Annotated in this window: 15 protein-coding genes, 1 tRNA gene and 1 pseudogene; 11 read left to right on the forward strand and 6 right to left on the reverse strand. The window is 70.8% G+C overall.

Annotated features, from left to right (window positions below; all coding sequences use genetic code 11):
• Window positions 1–7: 7 nt before the first annotated feature.
• Together MTF69_RS16840 and MTF69_RS16845 are read right to left on the reverse strand one after the other, a co-directional pair.
• Entirely contained in the window at window positions 8–1081 is a 1074-nt protein-coding gene (locus tag MTF69_RS16840) for an SMI1/KNR4 family protein (protein ID WP_243335266.1), read from the reverse strand.
• Window positions 1082–1129: 48 nt separating this feature from the next.
• On the reverse strand, window positions 1130–3031 hold the full coding sequence (locus tag MTF69_RS16845) for a transposase (protein ID WP_243335268.1): 1902 nt from the start codon (window positions 3029–3031) through the stop codon (window positions 1130–1132).
• Between the two features lie 502 nt (window positions 3032–3533).
• Between MTF69_RS16845 and MTF69_RS16850 the strand changes: the two genes are divergently transcribed.
• Together MTF69_RS16850 and MTF69_RS16855 are read left to right on the forward strand one after the other, a co-directional pair.
• Complete coding sequence (locus MTF69_RS16850; protein ID WP_243335614.1) at window positions 3534–3998, forward strand: YwqJ-related putative deaminase; 465 nt, start codon at window positions 3534–3536, stop codon at window positions 3996–3998.
• 5 nt (window positions 3999–4003) lie between these two features.
• Window positions 4004–4528, forward strand: coding sequence for an SUKH-3 domain-containing protein (locus MTF69_RS16855; RefSeq protein ID WP_243335270.1), 525 nt, complete (start codon window positions 4004–4006; stop codon window positions 4526–4528).
• Between the two features lie 147 nt (window positions 4529–4675).
• Here MTF69_RS16855 and MTF69_RS16860 read toward each other — a convergent pair whose 3' ends face one another.
• On the reverse strand, window positions 4676–5941 hold the full coding sequence (locus MTF69_RS16860) for a sensor histidine kinase (RefSeq protein WP_243335272.1): 1266 nt from the start codon (window positions 5939–5941) through the stop codon (window positions 4676–4678).
• A 131-nt stretch (window positions 5942–6072) separates the two neighbouring features.
• On the opposite strand from MTF69_RS16860, the pseudogene MTF69_RS16865 reads away from it, so the two are divergent.
• From MTF69_RS16865 to pth, 6 genes and pseudogenes are all read left to right on the forward strand, one after another.
• Window positions 6073–6964: pseudogene (locus tag MTF69_RS16865) on the forward strand (hypothetical protein).
• 15 nt (window positions 6965–6979) lie between these two features.
• Window positions 6980–7056, forward strand: a tRNA-Gln gene (locus tag MTF69_RS16870).
• Between the two features lie 110 nt (window positions 7057–7166).
• Window positions 7167–8618, forward strand: a complete 1452-nt coding sequence (gene glmU, locus MTF69_RS16875) for a bifunctional UDP-N-acetylglucosamine diphosphorylase/glucosamine-1-phosphate N-acetyltransferase GlmU (RefSeq protein ID WP_243335274.1) — start codon at window positions 7167–7169, stop codon at window positions 8616–8618.
• 133 nt (window positions 8619–8751) lie between these two features.
• Complete coding sequence (locus tag MTF69_RS16880; protein ID WP_243335276.1) at window positions 8752–9729, forward strand: ribose-phosphate diphosphokinase; 978 nt, start codon at window positions 8752–8754, stop codon at window positions 9727–9729.
• A gap of 208 nt (window positions 9730–9937) precedes the next feature.
• Entirely contained in the window at window positions 9938–10516 is a 579-nt protein-coding gene (locus tag MTF69_RS16885; protein WP_243335279.1) for a 50S ribosomal protein L25/general stress protein Ctc, read from the forward strand.
• A gap of 91 nt (window positions 10517–10607) precedes the next feature.
• Window positions 10608–11198 (forward strand): aminoacyl-tRNA hydrolase, encoded by a 591-nt coding sequence (pth, locus tag MTF69_RS16890; protein WP_243335281.1) that lies wholly within the window; start codon window positions 10608–10610, stop codon window positions 11196–11198.
• A 61-nt stretch (window positions 11199–11259) separates the two neighbouring features.
• Here pth and ppc read toward each other — a convergent pair whose 3' ends face one another.
• Entirely contained in the window at window positions 11260–14022 is a 2763-nt protein-coding gene (gene ppc, locus MTF69_RS16895; RefSeq protein WP_374323211.1) for a phosphoenolpyruvate carboxylase, read from the reverse strand.
• A gap of 362 nt (window positions 14023–14384) precedes the next feature.
• Here ppc and MTF69_RS16900 point away from each other — a divergent pair, with 362 nt between their 5' ends.
• The 3 genes from MTF69_RS16900 to MTF69_RS16910 all read left to right on the forward strand — a co-directional run bounded on the left by MTF69_RS16900 (window position 14385) and on the right by MTF69_RS16910 (window position 18016).
• Window positions 14385–15365: a fatty acid desaturase gene (locus MTF69_RS16900; RefSeq protein ID WP_243335283.1), complete on the forward strand. Its 981-nt coding sequence runs from the start codon at window positions 14385–14387 to the stop codon at window positions 15363–15365.
• Window positions 15365–16036: a TetR/AcrR family transcriptional regulator gene (locus MTF69_RS16905; protein ID WP_243335625.1), complete on the forward strand. Its 672-nt coding sequence runs from the start codon at window positions 15365–15367 to the stop codon at window positions 16034–16036. Before MTF69_RS16900 ends, MTF69_RS16905 begins: the two co-directional genes overlap by 1 nt.
• 255 nt (window positions 16037–16291) lie before the next feature.
• Window positions 16292–18016 carry a VCBS repeat-containing protein gene (locus MTF69_RS16910; RefSeq protein WP_243335285.1) on the forward strand — a complete coding sequence of 575 codons (1725 nt, stop codon included), beginning with the start codon at window positions 16292–16294 and terminating at the stop codon, window positions 18014–18016.
• Window positions 18017–18121: 105 nt separating this feature from the next.
• Here MTF69_RS16910 and MTF69_RS16915 read toward each other — a convergent pair whose 3' ends face one another.
• Both MTF69_RS16915 and MTF69_RS16920 read right to left on the reverse strand, forming a co-directional pair.
• Entirely contained in the window at window positions 18122–18526 is a 405-nt protein-coding gene (locus tag MTF69_RS16915; RefSeq protein WP_243335288.1) for a VOC family protein, read from the reverse strand.
• A 2-nt stretch (window positions 18527–18528) separates the two neighbouring features.
• The gene (locus MTF69_RS16920) at window positions 18529–19413 is read right to left on the reverse strand and encodes a trans-aconitate 2-methyltransferase (RefSeq protein WP_243335291.1); all 885 of its coding nucleotides are present in this window, start codon (window positions 19411–19413) and stop codon (window positions 18529–18531) included.
• Window positions 19414–19456: the final 43 nt, after the last annotated feature.

Below are 19456 nucleotides of genomic sequence, written 5' to 3' on the forward strand. Positions count from 1 at the left end.
CGCGCCGTCACCCTTCCACCGGTGCCGTTGCCGGCCCGGCACCCGGAACCGAACGCTCCGCCGAACCCGCACTCGAACCCGCACCCGGCCCCGCTCCCGGACCCGGACCCGTCACGGGAACCGAGCGCGCGAATCCGCCGTCCACCATCAGACCGGCCACCGTTTCCAGTTCCGGCGGATTGCCCGCCAGCCGTTCCAGGAAGGCGTCGAAATCCGCACCGCACGGCAGCAGCAACCGCTCCACGCGTTCCTGCACCGACCAGCCGTCCTGGTCGCGCGCATCGTCGTACGGGGAGAACCAGACCGAACCCACGGCCTCACCGCGCACCTTCACCGCGAGCAGCCCGCCCTGCACGAAGGCCACGCACAGGTAGTCCTTCGTCAGGTGGTCCCGCAGGCACTTGTTGACGTAGACGAGGTCGTTGACCGCCGCCTCCTCGCGCACCGTGAAGAACGGCTGGTCCACCAGCAGTCCCAGGTCCACGTCGAGTCCCGTGCCCACCGGCGCGCAGCCGCCCGCCGCCTTCAGGAAGGAGCGGTACGCCTCCGGGAGCCGGTAGCCGAGGTCCTCCTCGACGCCCTGGACCTGCTGCTCGGACACCGAGACCACCGTCTTGGGCAGCCCCAGGTGCACCGGGCGCACCTCCTGCAACGACCGCGTCCCGCGCTTGCCGTGGTCCACCGCCGCCGTCGCCAGACCGGCGTGGTGCCTCAGCAGCGACTTCACCTCGACCGGGACCAGCTCCATCCGGCGCGTCCCGGACACGTGGTGCCAGGTCCAGCCGTGCGGGGTCGACACCGGGCCGACCGTGTCCCACAGTTCGTGGCCGGTGGCCCGCATGGCGGCGTTCGCGGACACGCAGTCCGTCAGGCGCAGCTCGTCCACGCCGAAGCCCTCCGGGGGTTCGGCGATCTCGACGGCCGCACGGGCGTACAGCGCGAAGTCGGGGTGTCCGTTCGCGTCGATGCGGACTCCGTGGGGATGGCGCGCGGCCCGGACGGGGTCCGGGAAATGCACGACCTGCCCCGAATAAGCGGCGTTGGGTGGCGCGGCCTGATGCCCGAGCCGACCTGTCGTCATGGCGGTAGCCCCCTGCTGGATCTGGCTGGTTCACCACAGCGTCTCTGATCAGCTAAGTGATCCTGAGCCGGACTGAGTGTCTGGTTCGAGGATATGTTCCCACCATGGAGGAGTGACGTGAGCCTGCAGGTGGAATCCCGCGCCCAGCGCCGCGCCTCGTGGCCGGTGCCGACCGGTGGCGGGTGTGCTGATCGTTGTCACGTCCTGGTGCCGGTGGGCTGCGCGGGGCAGCCGGGTCCGGTCCCTGTGAACGTGTCCCTCCGGACGCTTTCCCGCCGGGCCTTGCGGTCTGGTGGGGGAGGGTGTCCGGCGTCGCCTGGGCGTCGGACATGTTGTCTCGTGCCGGGTGGGTCCGGTCTTGGTCCGGTCCCGCCTGCTGGTCAGGTTAGCCCGCGGTGTAATGACCGCGCCCGCTTCGAGGTTGTCCACGATCGCGTGGATGGCCATGGCGCCTGTGACACGGTCACAGGCGGTCTCGGCCTGATGGGCCAGGCCGCGCGCTGCGATGCGCTGCCAGGCACCGTGATCCCGGTCTCCCTGCCAAAGGCAGGATGGGCAGATGGCCCATTTCCAGCCCGGTGTGGTGGGCCTGTCGGGAGCCTTGCGGTGCCGCAACGGGGTGAGACATTGCGGACAGTGCCTGGAGGTGTTGCGCGCCGGAACGGTGACGACGGCTATGCCCGTCTCGGCTGCCATATGCCGCATGTTGTCGACGATCTTCCCGCGTACCTGCTGGGACATGCGGGTGTTGACGGTGCGGCCCATGCCACGCGCCTCCAGGGAACGGAGGTCTTCGACGTAGATGACGCCGGCCCCGGCGGCGATGGCCTGATCAACCGCCCACCTGGCGGCGGCCCGGGCCAGCGCGTCATTGAGATTCGACCGGCGTGCGCCAACCCGGCCGATCTCCTCGCGCAGGATGGCGTGTTTGGCGGCCAGGACGTGCTGCTCTTCTCCGCCGGTGAGCCGCTGATAGCCCTCGGCCTTGGCATGCAGGTACTCGGAGAGTCGGCGCAGGCGGTGCTGTTTGGCGAGGACACCAGCTGCCCGGAACATACCCCCTGCTCCGAGGGCGGTGATCCGCCCGTCCTCGTGCAGCCGGGCCGGGCCCGCGCTGAGGAGGGTGTTCAGACCCCAGTCCACACCGAGCGCGACCGTGTGCCCGCTGCGTGCCGCCCTCGGGACGGCGTGGGTGTAGGCAAGATCTACGCGAACACGGCCCTGGTGCGGGCGCAGGGTGGGCAGGTGCAACACCGCCGAGGCGGGGATCATCGGCGGCAGCTTGACGGGACAGGACACCCACGTCCAGTCCCGGTACGACCGCGGGTCGGGCCGGGTGGGAAGCTGCAAGCGCAGCATTGCCCGGCCAGGATCGTCTGCCCGTTCGATGACGGCTTGCTGCCCGTCGCATGCCGACAGCAGCAGCATCCGCGCCGCCTTGGGTGCGCTCTCCACCTCGAACACATCGACAGGCAGCCGCCCCCGCTTTTTGGCGAACGCGGCGATCTGCCGGGTACGGGACGTGATGACACTGGACGGCAGATTCCATCCGCCCGGCACCGCCTCACGCACCGCATCCCACTCCAGGCCAGTTCGCCTGGCAGGTTGAGCAGGCCAGGTCGTGAGTACCCCGGCGGTCAGGTCGCCGCGCCACTTCACCGAACGCAGCAAGCGTCCGGCCAGCTCCTGCGCCATGCGGACGATCCGGTCGTTGACCCGGATACCGGGGGGCGGCCCGGCGGTCCAGCCCAGGCGGCGCAACGCCATCCATGCATTCGACGGCAGCTTCCGGCCCCCACCGTCCGCCCCGGATGCCAACGCATTCACATCACCCGCGCTCCAGTGGGTGCCGAGCAGCTCGGCGGCCATGTCGGACACCAGAGCAGTTGCCCAGCCGACACGCTCCGCCAGCACCGAGACCGTCAGCAGCTCACCGCTCTCCTCATCCACACCCGTCCGCAACAGACCACGGGCAGAAGCGATCCGAGTGGCCTCGCCCTCGGTGAGCGTCCCCTTCCGACCCACCCTTCGCCCCCAACCTCCCCAGTGCTGTCATCTCATCAACGACACCCCTGGAGAAAGGTCACTCATTCGATTCACGAACCCACACACGACACCCGCGGGACGGCCGGGAAGATCCGAATTGATACGAATATTCGACCCCGCTTCCACATGCCACGGGACATTTGACAGGCTGTCCCCAGAGCACGGGGGCGTGCGCGACAGCGGCCGGCGCCGCGGCCACGGGAGGGAAAGCGCAACCATGCAGAACACGGCAACACGTACAGAAGCGGCCGACGCCCACTCAGGAGGCGCGGGAGCCCAGGGGTCAGCGGGCCCCGCGGGCGCCCGCGGACCCGCGGATACCGCCGGTCCCACGGGAACCGGCGGCCCGGCGGCCGTCCCCGCGCAGGCCCGCGCCACGGCCGAGCAGGGCCCCGGCGATCCCCGGCTGCGCTGGGGCGGCGGGGACGGCCGCCCCGCCGTGCCCACGCTCCGCTTCCGCCGGGACGGGATCCTGCCCACCGTGGCCGCCGCCCTGTCCGTACGCGGCGAAACCCTCACCGGGACCGCCGGCAAGGCGGACCTGCCCCCCGTACTGCACGCCCTCGTACAGGATTTCCTCGACACCCTCACGAGCGGCCAGCGCGAACGTTTCACCGGCCGGTGTCCGGAGGCGATCCTGCTCTCCCGCCACCTCGCCACCGTCGAGGGCGCCCGCAGCAAGCGCGCCTCGCGCAAGCCCCTGACGCCCAGCGAGGCGCGCCGCTCGCTGAAGCACTCCAAGATCACCGCCCGCCGCATCCGCGAGGACGGCGACCCGCTCCACGGCAGCTACGCACCCCCCTGCCGCTCCTGCGAGGCCCTCCTCGCCCACTTCGGCGTACGCCCCGTCGACCTCACTCACCCCGAGTAGCCGCCATGACCACCTCCGCTTCCTACGCCCGCTCCTCGGCGACCCGCTTCCCCGTCGCCGTGGACTCCGCCCTGCGCACCGCCGGCTGGGAGCCGGGCCGCTGGGACATCAAGCAGGCCGAGTACTGGGCCGACGCCCTGCGCGACCACACCACCCCCGCCGGGCACCGGCACACCGTCTTCCCGGCCGCCGTCGAAGCCTGGGCGGAGTTCGGGAACCTCACCGTCACCGCCCCGGGCCCCGGCCGCCAGATCGCGCCCACCGCGATACGCCTGGACCCCCTCACGGGCCTGCACCTCGCCCGTACTTTCGCGGACCTCGGCCGCGCCCTGTCCACCCAGCTCTGCCCGCTCGGCGTCGAGGCCGACACGGACCAGGCCGGGGGCGGCGGCTCCCACTTCGCCCTCGACCGCGAGGGCCGCGTCTACTGCGTGGACCACACGGGCGACTGGTACCTGGGCGCGAGCCTCGACGAGGCCCTCACCCTCCTCCTCACCGGCCTCCAGCCGACCCGTCTGACGACGGGCTGACCCGCCGGCTCCGGAGGCCGCTCCCCGCCCTGCGGGCAGCGGCCCTCCTCCCGCCGGAACGGGTACGCCCGCAGATCACGGGCAAGCCCGCAGCCCGGTACGCCCGGACCTGCCCGGGGCCGCCACCGGATCCCCCGCCATCCGTCCCTACCCCCGCTCGCCCGGCAGGACCGCCGACACCTTGAAGCCGCCCTCGTCGGTCGGGCCGGACACGAACACCCCGCCCAGTCGGAGCACCCGCTCGCGCATCCCGAGCAGGCCGTTCCCGCCGCTCGGCAGCCCCGGCTCGGCCGCCTGGCCGTCGCAGGGGCCGTTCTCCACCTGCATGGCCACCTCCCCCTCCCGGTGCGCCAGCCGTACGACGACCCGTGCGCCCGCGGCGTGCTTGTGGCAGTTGGTCAGCGCCTCCTGCACCACCCGGTAGGCGGTCTGCTCCACCTCCGCCACGTACGCGGAGTACTCGCCGTGCACGTCCAGCTCCACGGCCATCCCGGCCGCCCGCGACTGTCCGACCAGCGCCTCCAGCTCGCCCAGCGTCGGTCCGTCGTCGAAGCTCCCCACCAGCGCCGTCGGCGCGGCCACGGCCGCCGGCTTCGGGGACTGGGCCCGCAGCACCCCGAGCATCTCGCGCAGTTCCGTCAGCGCCTGGCGTCCCATGTCCCCGACCAGCGCGGCGTTCTTCGCCGCCTTCACCGGGTCCTTCGCGGCGATCGCCTGGAGCGCCGCCGCGTGCACCACCATGAGCGACACCCGGTGCGCCACGACGTCGTGCATCTCCCGCGCGATCCGGGTCCGCTCCTCCGTACGGGCCCACTCGGCCCGCTCCTCCGCACGGTCCGCGAGCAGCGACAGCTCCCGCTCCAGCGAGTCCGCCCGCTCCTGCAGGCTCTCCATCAGCCGTCTGCGGGCCGCCGTGTACAGCCCGAACAGCACCGGCGGCACGGTCAGCGCCACCGCCACGAACACGGACAGGGTGATGGCGAGGGTGAGGGTGACATCGGGGTCCTGCGCCCGGGTCCTCATGTACATCACCACGAAGGTCGCGGCCAGCGACATCGACGCCAGGGTCGCGGTGATCCGCCGGGGCACCTCGGAGGCGGCCAGCGTGTACAGCCCGACCACCCCGAGCAGGAAGCCCATGGCCGCCGGCGACACCGCGATGCCGACCAGCACCACGACGATGGGCCAGCGCTGCCGCAGCACGAGCACCGACCCGACCAGCACCCCGAACAGCACCCCGGCGAAGACCGGGATCCCGGCCTCGTGGGCGAACCTGACGCCCAGCACCCCGCACTCGACGGCGGACACCGCCCCGAGCCCCACGTCCCACGCGGCCGACCTGCGCCGCTCCCACCACAGGGGCCCGTCCCGCCCGGCCCCCGCCTCTCCCTGCTCTTCCCCCGTACTGGTCATGCCGACCAGCGTACGCAGGGGCCCCAGCACACAGGCGAACGAAATTCCTGCAAACCAGCGGTAACCGCACGTACGACTGAATAGCCCGCTGAGCGAGACCTGAATCCCGCATTCCGGACGACATTGGCGACATGACCGAAATCCGACGTCGCCCCGGCGACGGCACCGGCGGCCTCCGCACCGGAACCGCGACCTACGAATCCCTGCGCGAGCAGGCGATAGCCCTGCGGCGCGAGGGGCTCAGCCTGCGCCAGATCCGCGACCGCCTGGGCATCCACAACAACAACATCCTCAACGCCCTGGTGAAGGGAGAGCCCCCACCGGAATGGACGAAGCGCCCCAACGCGAAGGACGACCTCCGCGACCGAGCCCGCGAACTCCGCCTCCAGGGCATGACCTACGACGAGATCCAGGTCGAGCTGGGCTGCTCGAAGAGCTCCATCTCCCTCTGGGTCCGCGACCTCCCGAAGCCGGAGCGGCGGCGCACCCCCGAAGAGGCGTCAGCGATCGCCAAGCGCGGATGGGAGAGGACCCTTGCTCCGCGAGGAAGTGCGACAGGGGACCAAGCAGCAGGCCGCCGAGGAATTGGGCGAGATGTCCGAGCGGGAGCTCTTCCTGGTCGGCGTGGGGCTCTATTGGGCTGAGGGCTCGAAGAGCAAGACCTACTCCCGACGCGAACGTGTCACCTTCGTAAACAGCGACCCCGACATGATCCACGTCTACTTGGCCTGGTTGGGCGTCCTTGGAGTGGACCCCGCGAGAATCCGCTACCGCGTCATGATCCACGAGTCCGGGGACGTGAGGGGCGCCGAGCAGTACTGGGCCGACCTGGCCAAAGTGGATCTTTCGGAGCTCCAGAGGGCAACGCTCAAGAAGCACAACCCGAAGACGGTACGGAAGAACACCGGCGACGACTACCACGGCTGCCTGGTCGTCAACGTACTGGGCAGCACCGACCTTTACCGCCGCATAGAAGGGTGGTGGTCACGGATGGCAGTGGAGGCGCGCCGCAGAAACGCGTAGGCTGGCGGCGCGCAATCCCGGGTTGCTCTGTCGGCAGGGGCGACCAGACTTTGAATCTGGGTACGACGCAGGTTCGACTCCTGCCCCGGGAGCTCAGCAGGTTCGGGTCCTGACCTACACGGTCGGGACCCGCCCTCGTTTGGCGCCCTAAACCCACCGGTATCCTTCACGGGTCCACCACCCGAAGCCGAAGGGCACACCCGTGAGCGCCAACCGCCCGGCAGCCGTCGTCGTACTCGCAGCGGGTGAAGGCACCCGCATGAAGTCGGCCACACCCAAGGTTCTGCACGAGATCAGCGGGCGCTCGCTCGTCGGTCACGTCGTCGCCGCCTCCCGCGAGCTGGACCCCACCCACCTCGTCGTCGTCGTCGGGCACGCCCGCGAGCAGGTCACCGCGCACCTCGCCGCGATCGACGCCGACGTCCGCACGGCAGTCCAGTACGAGCAGAACGGCACCGGGCACGCCGTCCGGATGGCCCTCGAAGAGCTGGGCGCCGACCGCCCGGCCGGCACCGTGGTCGTCGTCTGCGGCGACACCCCGCTGCTGACCGGCGAGACCCTGGCCGCGCTGACGGCCACGCACGAGGCCGACGGCAACGCCGTCACCGTGCTGACCGCCGAGGTCCCCGACTCCACCGGGTACGGCCGGATCGTCCGCGACGAAGCGACCGGGGCGGTCACCGCCATCGTCGAGCACAAGGACGCCACCGACGCCCAGCGCGCCATCCGCGAGATCAACTCCGGGGTCTTCGCCTTCGACGGCGCCCTCCTCGCGGACGCTCTCGGCAAGGTCCGCACCGACAACAGCCAGGGCGAGGAGTACCTCACCGACGTGCTCGGCATCCTGCGCGAGGCCGGCCACCGCGTCGGCGCCGCCGTGGGCGCGGACCACCGGCAGATCCTCGGGATCAACAACCGGGTCCAGCTCGCCGAGGCCCGCGCCCTGCTGAACGCCCGCCTGCTGGAGCGCGCCATGCTCGCCGGCGTGACCATCGTCGACCCGGCGAGCACCCTCGTCGACGTGACGGTGACTTTCGGCCAGGACGCGATCGTGCACCCCGGCACCCAGCTGCTCGGCACCACGCACATCGCCGAGCGGGCCGAGGTCGGCCCCAACACCCGCCTGAAGGACACGCAGGTCGGCGCCGGCGCCCGCGTGGACAACACGGTGGCGGACACCGCCGTCGTCGGCGTCTCGGCCAGCGTCGGCCCCTTCGCGTACCTGCGTCCGGGCACGAACCTGGGCGCGAAGGCCAAGGCCGGCACGTACGTGGAGATGAAGAACGCCACGATCGGCGAGGGCACCAAGGTCCCGCACCTGTCCTACGTCGGCGACGCGACGATCGGCGAGTACACGAACATCGGCGCGGCCAGCGTGTTCGTGAACTATGACGGTGAGCACAAGCACCACACGACCGTCGGCTCACACTGCAAGACGGGTTCGGACAACATGTTTGTGGCTCCCGTCACCATCGGGGACGGCGCCTACACGGCCGCCGGCTCCGTGATCACGAAGGACGTGCCGCCCGGCGCCCTGGCCGTGGCCCGTGGCCAGCAGCGGAATATCGAGGGCTGGGTGGCCCGCAAGCGTCCGGGAAGCGCCGCCGCAACAGCGGCTCAGTCGGCGGTCCACGAGGACTCCGACGAACGCTGAGGTGAACTGACCGGAAACGGCTACGCCCGAGACGGCGTACCGTGATACGTGAACGCAATTCGGCTGGCTCACCGTGTGCGGGACGGACGCACATGGGGGCGAGCAGCTTTCCCACGTCTGAGGAGACAGTGCTGTGACCGGGATCAAGACGACCGGCGAGAAGAAGCTGATGCTCTTCTCCGGCCGCGCCCACCCCGAGCTGGCCGAGGAGGTCGCGCACCAGCTCGGTGTCGGCCTCGTGCCGACCAAGGCTTTCGACTTCGCGAACGGCGAGATCTACGTCCGCTTCCAGGAGTCGGCGCGCGGCGCGGACTGCTTCCTGATCCAGAGCCACACGGCTCCGATCAACAAGTGGATCATGGAGCAGCTGATCATGGTCGACGCGCTCAAGCGCGCGTCGGCACGCTCCATCACCGTGATCGTCCCGTCCTACGGGTACGCCCGCCAGGACAAGAAGCACAAGGGCCGCGAGCCGATCTCGGCCCGCCTGGTCGCGGACCTGCTGAAGACCTCGGGTGCGGACCGCATCCTCACGGTCGATCTGCACACCGACCAGATCCAGGGCTTCTTCGACGGCCCGGTCGACCACCTTTCGGCCCTGTCGGTCCTCGCGGACTACGTCGGCGCCAAGGTCGACCGCTCCAAGCTGACGATCGTCTCCCCGGACGCCGGCCGCGTACGCGTCGCCGACCGCTGGTGCGACCGCCTGGACGCCCCCCTGGCGATCGTGCACAAGCGCCGCGACAAGGACGTCGCCAACCAGGTGACCGTCCACGAGGTCGTCGGTGAGGTCAAGGGCCGCGTCTGCGTCCTGGTCGACGACATGATCGACACGGGTGGCACCATCTGCGCCGCCGCCGACGCGCTCTTCGCGCACGGCGCGGAGGACGTCATCGTGACGGCCACGCACGGCATCCTGTCGGGCCCGGCCGCCGACCGCCTGAAGAACTCCAAGGTCAGCGAGTTCGTGTTCACGAACACCCTGCCGGACCCGTCCGACCTGGAGCTCGACAAGATCACGGTGCTCTCCATCGCCCCGATGATCGCCCGCGCCGTGCGCGAGGTCTTCGAGGACGGCTCGGTCACCAGCCTGTTCGAAGAGCAGCAGTAAGCACGTCCCCACGGTGCTGACTCCTCTGGGGTGAGATCATTTTTGGGTACGGCCTCCCCGCCGGGTACACTCCTTGAGTTGCTCGGCGAGGGAGGCCGTACCTGTTTTCCACGGGTATGGATGCTCCGTTATCGACGCGCTCTTCGTAGCAGGCCGTGTTCCGGCCGGGTGACTGTCGTCCATTTCCGTCACCCCACGAGGAGTGAGCATGTCCGAGATCAAGCTTGCCGCGAAGGTCCGCGAAAACTTCGGCAAGGGCTCTGCCCGCCAGGCCCGCCGTGACGCCCTGACCCCCGCGGTCATCTACGGCCACGGCACCGACCCGAAGCACGTCAACGTGGACGCCCACGCTCTCCAGCTGGCGCTGCGCACCCCGAACGTCCTGCTCTCCCTGGACATCGAGGGCGCCGGCACCGAGCTGGTCATCCCGAAGGCCGTGCAGAAGCACCCGCTGAAGCGCTCGATCTCCCACGTCGACTTCCTGATCGTCAAGAAGGGCGAGAAGGTCACCGTCGACGTCGCGATCGTCACCGAGGGCGAGCTGGCCCCGGGCGGCAACATGCTGGAGACCCTCCAGAACACCATCTCCGTCGAGGCCGAGGCCACGCACATCCCGACCGAGGTCACCGTCTCGATCGCGGGCCTGGAGGCCGGTACCACCATCACCGCCAAGGACCTGGTCCTGCCGGCCGGCACCACGCTGGCCGTCGACGGCGACATCGCCGTCCTGCAGGTCATCGGCGCTTCGGCCGAGGAGCCGGCCGCGGAGGCGGGCGCCGAGGCCTGAGCCTCGCCCCTCCCCCTCAGCACTTGCTGAACGACCGCCGTCCGGCTCCACTGGAGCGGGACGGCGGTCGTCTTCGTATAAGGAGCTTTTGATGTCGGACGACGCGGCGCCCTGGCTGATCGTGGGTCTCGGGAACCCGGGTGCGGAGTACGCGGGCAACCGCCACAACATCGGTTTCATGGTGGCCGACCTGCTGGCGGAGCGGATGCGCGGCAAGTTCAAGGCGCACAAGGCCCGCGCGCAGGTGGTCGAGGGCCGCATGGGCCCGCCCGGGCCGGCGAACCGGCGGGTGGTGCTGGCCAAGCCCATGTCGTTCATGAACCTGTCCGGCGGCCCGGTGACGGCGCTGCGGGACTTCTACAAGGTGCCGCTGGACCGGATCATCGCGGTCCACGACGAGCTGGACATCGACTACCCGACGCTGCGGCTGAAGCTGGGCGGCGGGGACAACGGCCACAACGGCCTGAAGTCGATGACCAAGTCGATGGGCCCCGACTACCACCGGGTGCGCTGCGGCATCGGCCGCCCGCCCGGCCGGATGCAGGTCGCCGACTTCGTGCTGAAGGACTTCTCCTCCACGGAGCGCAAGGAGCTGGACTGGTTCGTGGACCGTTCGGCGGACGCCGTGGAGTGCCTGATCCAGGAGGGCCTGGAGCGCGCGCAGTCCACGTACAACAGTTAGTACGGGCAGAGGGCCCGCACACCATCCGGTGTGCGGGCCCTCTGCCGTGCCGTACGAAACCTCAGCCGGTGTTGCGCAGGCCGGCCGCGACGCCGTTCACGGTGAGGAGCAGGGCCCGGGACAGGATCGGGTCCGCTTCCTCGCCGCGCTCGGCGGCCGCCCGCTGGCGGGCCAGCAGGGAGACCTGGAGGTAGGAGATCGGGTCCAGGTAGGCGTCGCGGACCGAGAAGGTCTGCTGCAGGACCGGGTTGGAGTCGAGGAGCTTCTCGCCTCCGGTGATCCGCAGGACCTCGCGGACGGTGAGCTCGTGCTCGGCCTCGATGCGGGCGAAGACGTGCTTGAGCTCGTCGGGCACCAGGGTGTCGACGTAGTGGCGGGCGATCCGCAGGTCCGTCTTGGCCAGCGTCATCTCGACGTTGGACAGGAAGTTGCGGAAGAAGTGCCAGCGCTCGCCCATCTCGGCCAGCGCGTCGCCCTGGCCGGCCTCGCGCAGGGCCTTCAGGCCCGAGCCGACCCCGTACCAGCCGGGGACGATCTGGCGGGACTGGGTCCAGCCGAACACCCACGGGATGGCGCGCAGGCCGTCGAGGCCCGCTCCGGAGTCGGGGCGGCGCGAGGGACGCGAGCCCAGGTGCAGGTCGGCGAGCTGGTCCACGGGGGTGGCGGCGAAGAAGTACGCCGGCAGGTCCGGGTCCTCGACGAGCTCGCGGTACGCGTCGTGCGCGGCGTCCGAGACGGTGTCCATGGCCGCGTCCCAGCGGGCCAGGTCCTCGTCGGACTGGCGCGGGGCGGTGTGCAGGGCGGAGGCCTGGAGGGTGGCCGCGACGGTCAGCTCCAGGTTCTCGCGGGCCAGCGAGGGGACGAGGTACTTGTCGGAGATGACCTCGCCCTGCTCGGTGACCTTGATCTCGCCCTCCAGGGTGCCCCAGGGCTGCGCGAGGATCGCGTCGTGCGAGGGGCCGCCGCCGCGGCCGACGGTGCCGCCGCGGCCGTGGAAGAGGCGCAGGCGGACGCCGTAGCGGTGGGCCACGTCGCGCAGCCGGCGCTGGGCGCGGTGGATCTCCCACTGGGAGGTGGTGATGCCGCCGAACTTGGAGGAGTCGGAGTAGCCGAGCATGACCTCCTGGACGTCGCCGCGCAGCGAGACGAGGCGCCGGTAGGAGGGGTCGGCGAGCATCTCGTCGAGGATGACGTCGGCGGCCTTGAGCTCGTCCGTGGTCTCCAGGAGCGGGACGATGCCGATCTTGGCCCAGCCGCCGTGCAGGTCGATGAGACCGGCCTCGCGGGCGAGGACGGCGGCGGCGAATACGTCGTCGGCGCCCTGGCACATCGAGATGATGTAGGACTCGATGACCTCGGGGCCGAACTTCTCGAAGGCGTCCTTGATGGCGCCGAACACGCCGAGGGTCTTCAGGCCGGCCGCGTCGAGCGGGGCCGGGGTGGGCGCCAGCGGGCGGCGCGAGCGCAGTTCCTTGGCCAGGAGCCGGCCGCGGTAGTCGCGGGGCATGTCCGCGTAGCGCCAGGACTCCTCGCCGAGCCGGTCGAAGAGCTGGCCCAGCGCGTGGTGGTGGGCGTCCGCGTGCTCGCGTACGTCCATCGTGGCGAGCTGGAGGCCGAAGGCGGCCAGCGTGCGGATGGTGCGGTCCATGCGGCCGTCGGCGAAGAGGGCGCCGCGGTGCTCGCGCAGGGAGGTCTGGATGAGGGTGAGGTCGGTGAGCAGCTCGGCGGTGCCGAGGTAGTCGCGGCCTTCCTCGTGCGGGATGCCCTTGGCGAGGCGCTCGCGGGTGTTGAGGAGCTTCTGCCGGACGCAGGTGGCCTTGAGGCGGTACGGCTCCTCGGCGTTCAGCCGCTTGTAGCGCGGGCTGATCTCCGGGAGGCGCTCCAGGTCGGCCTGGAGGGAGGTGAGGAGTTCCTCGGTGGCGCCGGTGTAGCGGATGGAGTTCGACAGCAGTCCGCGCAGGAAGTCGATGAGTTCCAGGGCGTCGGTGATGCCGTGCTCGTGCTGGAGGATCAGCACGTCCCGGGTCACCTCGGGGGTGACGTTGGGGTTGCCGTCGCGGTCGCCGCCGATCCAGGTGCCGAAGGTGAGCGGGCGGGTGCCGGCCGGGATCTCGATGCCGACGCGCTGGAGCTCGGCGGCGAGGTCCTCCAGGACGTCGCCGACGGCGCCGGCGTGCAGCTCGTCCAGGTAGTAGATGGCGTTGCGCGCCTCGTCGGCGGGCTCCGGGCGGACCACGCGCAGTTCGTCGGTCTGCCAGACGAGGTCGATGTTCTCCGCGAGGCGCAGGTCGTGGCGGCGGCGCTCGCCGGCGCCCGCGACGGGCTCCTCCAGGAGGGCCGCGATGCGGCGCAGCTTGTTCAGGACGCTGCGGCGGGCCGCTTCGGTGGGGTGCGCGGTGAAGACGGGGCGGACGTTGAGGTTCTTGACCGTCTCGCGCAGGTGCTCGGGGTCCGCGTCCTTGAGCATGTCGGCCGTGCGGGCCAGCAGGCCCCCCTCGGCGGCGCGGTGGGCGCGCAGCTCCTTGCCGCGGTGCACCTGCTCGGTGACGTTGGCGAGGTGGAAGTAGGTGGAGAAGGCGCGCACCAGCTTGGCGGCGGTCTCCAGGTCGGTGTCGCCGAGCAGCTCGGCGGCCGCGATGCCGTCGGTGCGGGTGAGGGCTCGGACGCGTTCGACCAGGTCGAGGAGGTCCTGGCCCTCCTGGCGTACGAGGGTCTCGCCGAGGAGGTCGCCGAGGCGGCGGATGTCCGCGCGCAGCTCGGCGTTGGCGGCGCCGGCGGACGTCGCCGTGGCGGTGGTCGAGTGGGCCTGGTCGGCACTGCTCACAGGTGCGGCTCCTTGCAGTGTTTCGAGCGCTACTGGGAGGTGGGCTCCGGTTGCGCGCGGTGGTGCCCGCCCGGACCTGGGTCCGGCGGTGCCACCGCTCCTGATGCGCAGCTCGGGCTGCCCGTGCGGACCGCGCTGTCCGACGACACCAGGATAGGTGGCCCGTACCGGTGACCTGGCCCGTGTGTCACCAGGCGGGACGACGGCCCTGCGGCTCGGGCCGATGGACCCGGCTGCGGGCGCGCTCCTCTTGCCCCGCGGGGGACCTTTGCCATACTTACGTTGCCGTAGGTTACGCATCCGTAGGGATGTGTGGCCGGGCGGCGCGCCTGCCGACTCCCTCACCCTCAGGGGACACACCTATGACCATCAGTCCCGACGTGATCGAGGACGCCTCGGCGTCTTCCGGCGCGTCCGCGCCGTCCGCGACCCTCGGCGGTGAGAGCAAGCGGTCCGTCGAGCAGATCGCGCTGCTGCTGTTCATCACCGTCCCCTTCCTCGCCCTGCTGGTGGCCGTTCCGCTCGCCTGGGGCTGGGGGGTGAGCTGGCTGGACGTGGGCCTGATGGTGTTCATGTACTTCCTGGCCTGCCACGGCATCACCATCGGCTTCCACCGCTACTTCACGCACGGTTCTTTCAAGGCGAAGCGGCCGCTGCGCATCGTGCTGGCGGTCATGGGCTCGATGGCGGTCGAAGGACCCCTGGTGCGCTGGGTGGCCGACCACCGCAAGCACCACAAGTACTCCGACCACGAGGGCGACCCGCATTCGCCGTGGCGCTTCGGCGAGACGGTCCCGGCCCTGATGAAGGGCCTGTGGTGGGCGCACATCGGCTGGCTCTTCGACGAGGAGCAGACCGACCAGCAGAAGTACGCCCCGGACCTGATCAAGGACCCGGCGATCCGCCGGATCTCGCGCGACTTCGTCTTCTGGACGATGTTCTCGCTGGCGCTGCCGCCGCTGGTGGGCGGTCTGGTGACGATGTCGTGGTGGGGCGCCTTCACCGCGTTCTTCTGGGGCTCCCTGGTCCGGGTCGCGCTGCTGCACCACGTGACGTGGTCGATCAACTCGATCTGCCACGCGGTGGGCAAGCGCCCCTTCAAGTCGCGCGACCGCTCCGGCAACGTGTGGTGGCTGGCGGTGCTGTCCTGCGGTGAGTCCTGGCACAACCTGCACCACGCCGACCCGACCTCGGCCCGGCACGGTGTGCTGCGCGGCCAGGTCGACTCCAGTGCGCGGCTGATCCGCTGGTTCGAACAGCTGGGCTGGGCGTCCGACGTCCGCTGGCCGTCCGAGGCCCGCATCGACGCCCGGCGCAAGGAAGAAGTGTCGAACGCGGCATGATGGGGGGTGTGGGAAACGACGGCAGCAGTTCCAGCAGCGAGAAGCCCAGGCGCGGCCGCCGGGTCCGGATGACTGGCGCCGAACGGCGTCAGCAACTGCTGGACATCGGCCGCACCCTGTTCGCCGAGAAGGGGTTCGAGGGCACGTCGGTGGAGGAGATCGCGGCGAAGGCCGGAGTCTCCAAGCCGGTGGTCTACGAGCACTTCGGCGGCAAGGAGGGCCTCTACGCGGTCGTCGTGGACCGCGAGATGCGCCAGCTGCTGGACGGGGTGACGGGCGCGCTGACGGCCGGGCACCCGCGGGAGCTGCTGGAGCAGGCGGCCTTCGCGCTCCTGGACTACATCGAGAACTACACGGACGGTTTCCGGATCCTGGTCCGTGACTCCCCCGTGGCCCAGTCGACGGGCACCTTCGCCTCGCTGATCAGCGACATTGCCACTCAGGTCGAGGACATCCTCGGTCTGGAGTTCAAGGCCCGCGGCTTCGACCCGAAGCTGGCCCCGCTGTACGCGCAGGCGCTGGTCGGGATGGTCGCGCTGACCGGGCAGTGGTGGCTGGAGACGCGCCAGCCGAAGAAGGCCGAGGTGGCGGCGCACCTGGTGAACCTGTCCTGGCACGGGCTGGAGAACCTGGAAGCGAAGCCGCGGCTGGTGGGCCACCGCAAGAAGTGAGTGCGCCCGTCCGTTCGCGGTGTGTGAGCGGGACGTCGCGCCTGGTGCCCGGGGCCGCAGGCCCCGGGCACCGCTGCGTTCTGAACGTGATCAAAACGGCTCGCTTAATGTCTGGACAATGCCCGCCGCACGGGTAGTCTTCGGTAACTCCCGGGGGGGAATGCCGTCTCACGTGCAGCGCAGCACTGCCGCGCGCCGTGGACGAAGACGTTCAGCCCGGTTTCGCCTGACTACCAGGGAGACCTCTTGTCTTTCATGCGCTCCACGCGCTCCGGCCGCATCGCGGCCTGCACCGCCCTCGCCGTCGCGGCGGGCATGCTCCTTTCCGGTCCGGTCTCGGCCGCCGAGCAGCCGGTCCCCACGGCGAAGGCCGAGCGGCCCGAGACCGATGACCGCGCCACGGGCACCCGGCCGCAGGCCCCGGCGCCCAAGGCCAAGAACAGCACCCGCGGCACGACGGCCGCCGCTCCGCTGACGCCGCTGTTCGACGTCGACGGCGACGGCTGGTCGGACATCCTGTACCGCGGGCTCAGCGGCAGGACGTTCCTGAAGACCTTCCACGACGAGCAGGACCCGGTGTACGGCGTACCCGGCTCCGGTCCCGACGACGGCGCGGACTTCAAGGACGTCATCCCGGCCGGCGACCTCGACCGCGACGGGCGCCCGGAGCTCCTGACGCTCTCCGTCACCGGCAGGCTGTCGCTGCTGACGGCGGAGACGAACGGCTCCTCGGCCACCGGCTGGTCCGGCAGCGGCTGGAACGTCTACAACAAGGTCACCGGGGTCGGCGATGTGACCGGCGACGGCAAGGCGGACCTGCTGGCCCGTACGTACGCGGGCTCCCTGTACCTGTACCCGGGCAAGGGCACGGCCGGTTCGAGCAGCCCGTACGGCTCCCGGATCGCCCTTGGCGGCGGCTGGAACAGCTACTCCCAGATCGTCGGTGGCGGCGACTTCACCGCCGACGGCAAGGCCGACCTCGCGGTGGCCACGCCGGGCGGCTCGCTCTACGTCTACCCGGGCAACGGCTCCGGCGGCTTCGGCGACCGGATCAAGTCCGGCACCGGCTGGAACATGTACAACCAGATCCAGGTGCTGACCAACAACACGGGCGGCAGCTGGCTCGTGGGCCGCGACGCGAGCGGCAAGATGTGGAACTACCCCTCGAACGGCGCCGGCGGCTTCGGCGACCGTGTGGCGATGGGCCAGGGCTGGGAGTTCACCGACCTGATCTCCGGCCAGGGCGGCGTGCCCGCGCACGGCCGCTCCGAGCTGGTCGGCCGCACCAGCGGCGGCGCCGTCTACTACTACTACGGCAAGCAGAACGGTGGCTTCGGCGACCGCCAGGAGGCTCTGGGGAACGGCCAGGCGCCGGTCGACCAGGTCGGCATGGCCGTGGCGTCCTCGTTCGACTCCCAGAACGAGACCAGCTGGCTCTTCTGGGGCGGCGGCAAGCTCTACATCGGCGACCACGACCTGGGCGCCGGCTGGGGCATCTACAACTCCCTCGTCGGTGTGGGCGACATCAACGGCGACGGCTACGGCGACCTGCTGGCCCGCGACAAGTCCAACGTGCTGTGGCTCTACCCGAGCTACGGCAACGGCTACCAGTTCCGTGACCGTGTCCGGCTCGGCAGCGGTTGGGGCTCCTACAACAAGCTCTTCGGCGCCGGCGACATCACCGGTGACGGCCGCGCCGACCTGCTCGCCCGCGGCAGCGACGGCACGCTGTGGGCCTACCCGGGCAACGGCACCGCCGGCTTCGGCGACCGCGTCAAGATCGGCGACGGCGGCTGGAACACCCTGAAGAAGCTGGCCGCGGTCGGCGACATCACCGGTGACGGCCGCACCGACCTCGTCGGCGTCAACTCCGCCGGTACCGCGTACCTGTACAAGGCGACGGGCCTCAAGGGCCTGAGCACCTTCAAGGGCAGCACCTCCCTCGGTGGCGGCTGGAACGCCTACGTGAACCTGCTCTGACCGGTCCCGTACGCACGAAGGCGCCCCGTCACCGGATCTCCGGTGGCGGGGCGCCTTCGTGTGCGCCGTGGCGGTTCAGCGGCCGACGCGTTCCGGGGTGTGCGGTCAGAGAGCGTGCGGTTCGTGGCCGTGCGGTTCCAGGCCGTGTGGTTCCAAAAACTCCAGCCGGTTGCCCACCGGATCCTCGGAGTAGAAGCGGCGGTGCCCCGGCAGGCCGTCGTCCCAGACGACCTTCGCGCCCCGCTCCTGAAGTCTGCTCGCGTAGGCCTCGATGCCGTCGACCCTGAGTCCCGGGTGGGCCTTGCGGGCGGGGCGGAAGTCCTCCTCGATGCCCAGGTGGAGCTGGACCGGCCCGGCGGCGAACCAGCAGCCGCCGCGCGCCGCGAGCACCGGCGGCTTGGGGATCTCGGTCATGCCGAGGACCTCGGTGTAGTAGGTGCGCAGCCGCTCCTCCGAGCCGGGCGGGGCGGCGAGCTGGACGTGGTCGACGGCGGCAAGCCCGACGAGCATGCTCAGGCCTCCCTGCGGGCTACGGCGAAGATCCGGCGGAACGGGAAGACGGTGCCGCGGGGACCTGTGGGGTAGGCCTCGCGCAGCAGGGTGCGGTACTCGGCGAGGAAGGCCTCGGCGGCCTCCTCGTCGTCGGCCAGCGCGGTGAGCACGGGCCGCAGCGCGGTGCCCTTGACCCAGTCCAGTACCGGGTCGGGGCCCTGGAGCAGCTGGTGGTAGGTGGTCTCCCAGACGTCGGCGGCGCAGCCGAGTTCGGTGAACCGCTCGAGGTATCCGGAGGGTTCGAGGATGTGGATGTAGCGGGCTCCGTGTCCGGCGAGCCGGGCCCGCCAGCGCGGGGTGTCGCACAGCTCGGCGAGGATCCGGTGGCTGGGGGCGGTGAAGTTGCCGGGGATCTGGAAGGCGAAGGTGCCGCCGGGGCGCAGTCCGTTGATCCAGGGGGCGAAGGAGCCGGCGTGGCCGGGGACCCATTGGAAGGCGGCGTTGGAGACGATCAGGTCGTAGGGCTCCTCGGGGAGCCAGTCGGCGAGGTTCCCGTGGCGGAAGTCGAGCCGGCCGCCGCCGCCGGTGGGGCCGGCGTACTCGGCGTGGGCGCGGTGGAGCATCTCCGGGGAGAGGTCGTACCCGGTGATGTGGGCTTCGGGCCAGCGGTCCGCGAGGAGCGCGGTGACGTTGCCGGGGCCGCAGCCGAGGTCGGCGATCCGGGCGGCCCGGGAGGGGAGCTCGGGTATCCGGGCCAGGAGGTCGAGGAAGGGCCTGGCGCGGTGGCCGGCGTGCCGGAGGTACTGCTGCGGATCCCAGGTGGGGGCTGGGGGCGCCGTCGTCGTGGCGGTGGTCGTGGTCGTGGTCGTCGCCGGAATCCTGGCCGGCGCGGTATCGGAATGCATGTTCGAGCCTCCCTGCTGGCGGTTCGGTCGGAATCGGAAGCTG

Origin of the sequence: Streptomyces sp. AP-93 (assembly GCF_022808175.1) — a bacterium.
Taxonomy (GTDB): Bacteria; Actinomycetota; Actinomycetes; order Streptomycetales; family Streptomycetaceae; genus Streptomyces.

What these genes read in the sequence shown, in the direction of transcription:
- MTF69_RS16915 (WP_243335288.1), bottom strand. Translation starts at nt 18,526, where the DNA reads ATGCTCGTCGGGCTTGCCGCCGTCGACCACGTCCAGCTCGCCGCCCCG.
- MTF69_RS16860 (WP_243335272.1), bottom strand. Translation starts at nt 5,941, where the DNA reads ATGACCAGTACGGGGGAAGAGCAGGGAGAGGCGGGGGCCGGGCGGGAC.
- MTF69_RS16885 (WP_243335279.1), top strand. Translation starts at nt 9,938, where the DNA reads ATGTCCGAGATCAAGCTTGCCGCGAAGGTCCGCGAAAACTTCGGCAAG.
- MTF69_RS16905 (WP_243335625.1), top strand. Translation starts at nt 15,365, where the DNA reads ATGGGGGGTGTGGGAAACGACGGCAGCAGTTCCAGCAGCGAGAAGCCC.
- MTF69_RS16855 (WP_243335270.1), top strand. Translation starts at nt 4,004, where the DNA reads ATGACCACCTCCGCTTCCTACGCCCGCTCCTCGGCGACCCGCTTCCCC.
- pth (WP_243335281.1), top strand. Translation starts at nt 10,608, where the DNA reads ATGTCGGACGACGCGGCGCCCTGGCTGATCGTGGGTCTCGGGAACCCG.
- MTF69_RS16920 (WP_243335291.1), bottom strand. Translation starts at nt 19,413, where the DNA reads ATGCATTCCGATACCGCGCCGGCCAGGATTCCGGCGACGACCACGACC.
- MTF69_RS16900 (WP_243335283.1), top strand. Translation starts at nt 14,385, where the DNA reads ATGACCATCAGTCCCGACGTGATCGAGGACGCCTCGGCGTCTTCCGGC.
- MTF69_RS16910 (WP_243335285.1), top strand. Translation starts at nt 16,292, where the DNA reads ATGCGCTCCACGCGCTCCGGCCGCATCGCGGCCTGCACCGCCCTCGCC.
- MTF69_RS16840 (WP_243335266.1), bottom strand. Translation starts at nt 1,081, where the DNA reads ATGACGACAGGTCGGCTCGGGCATCAGGCCGCGCCACCCAACGCCGCT.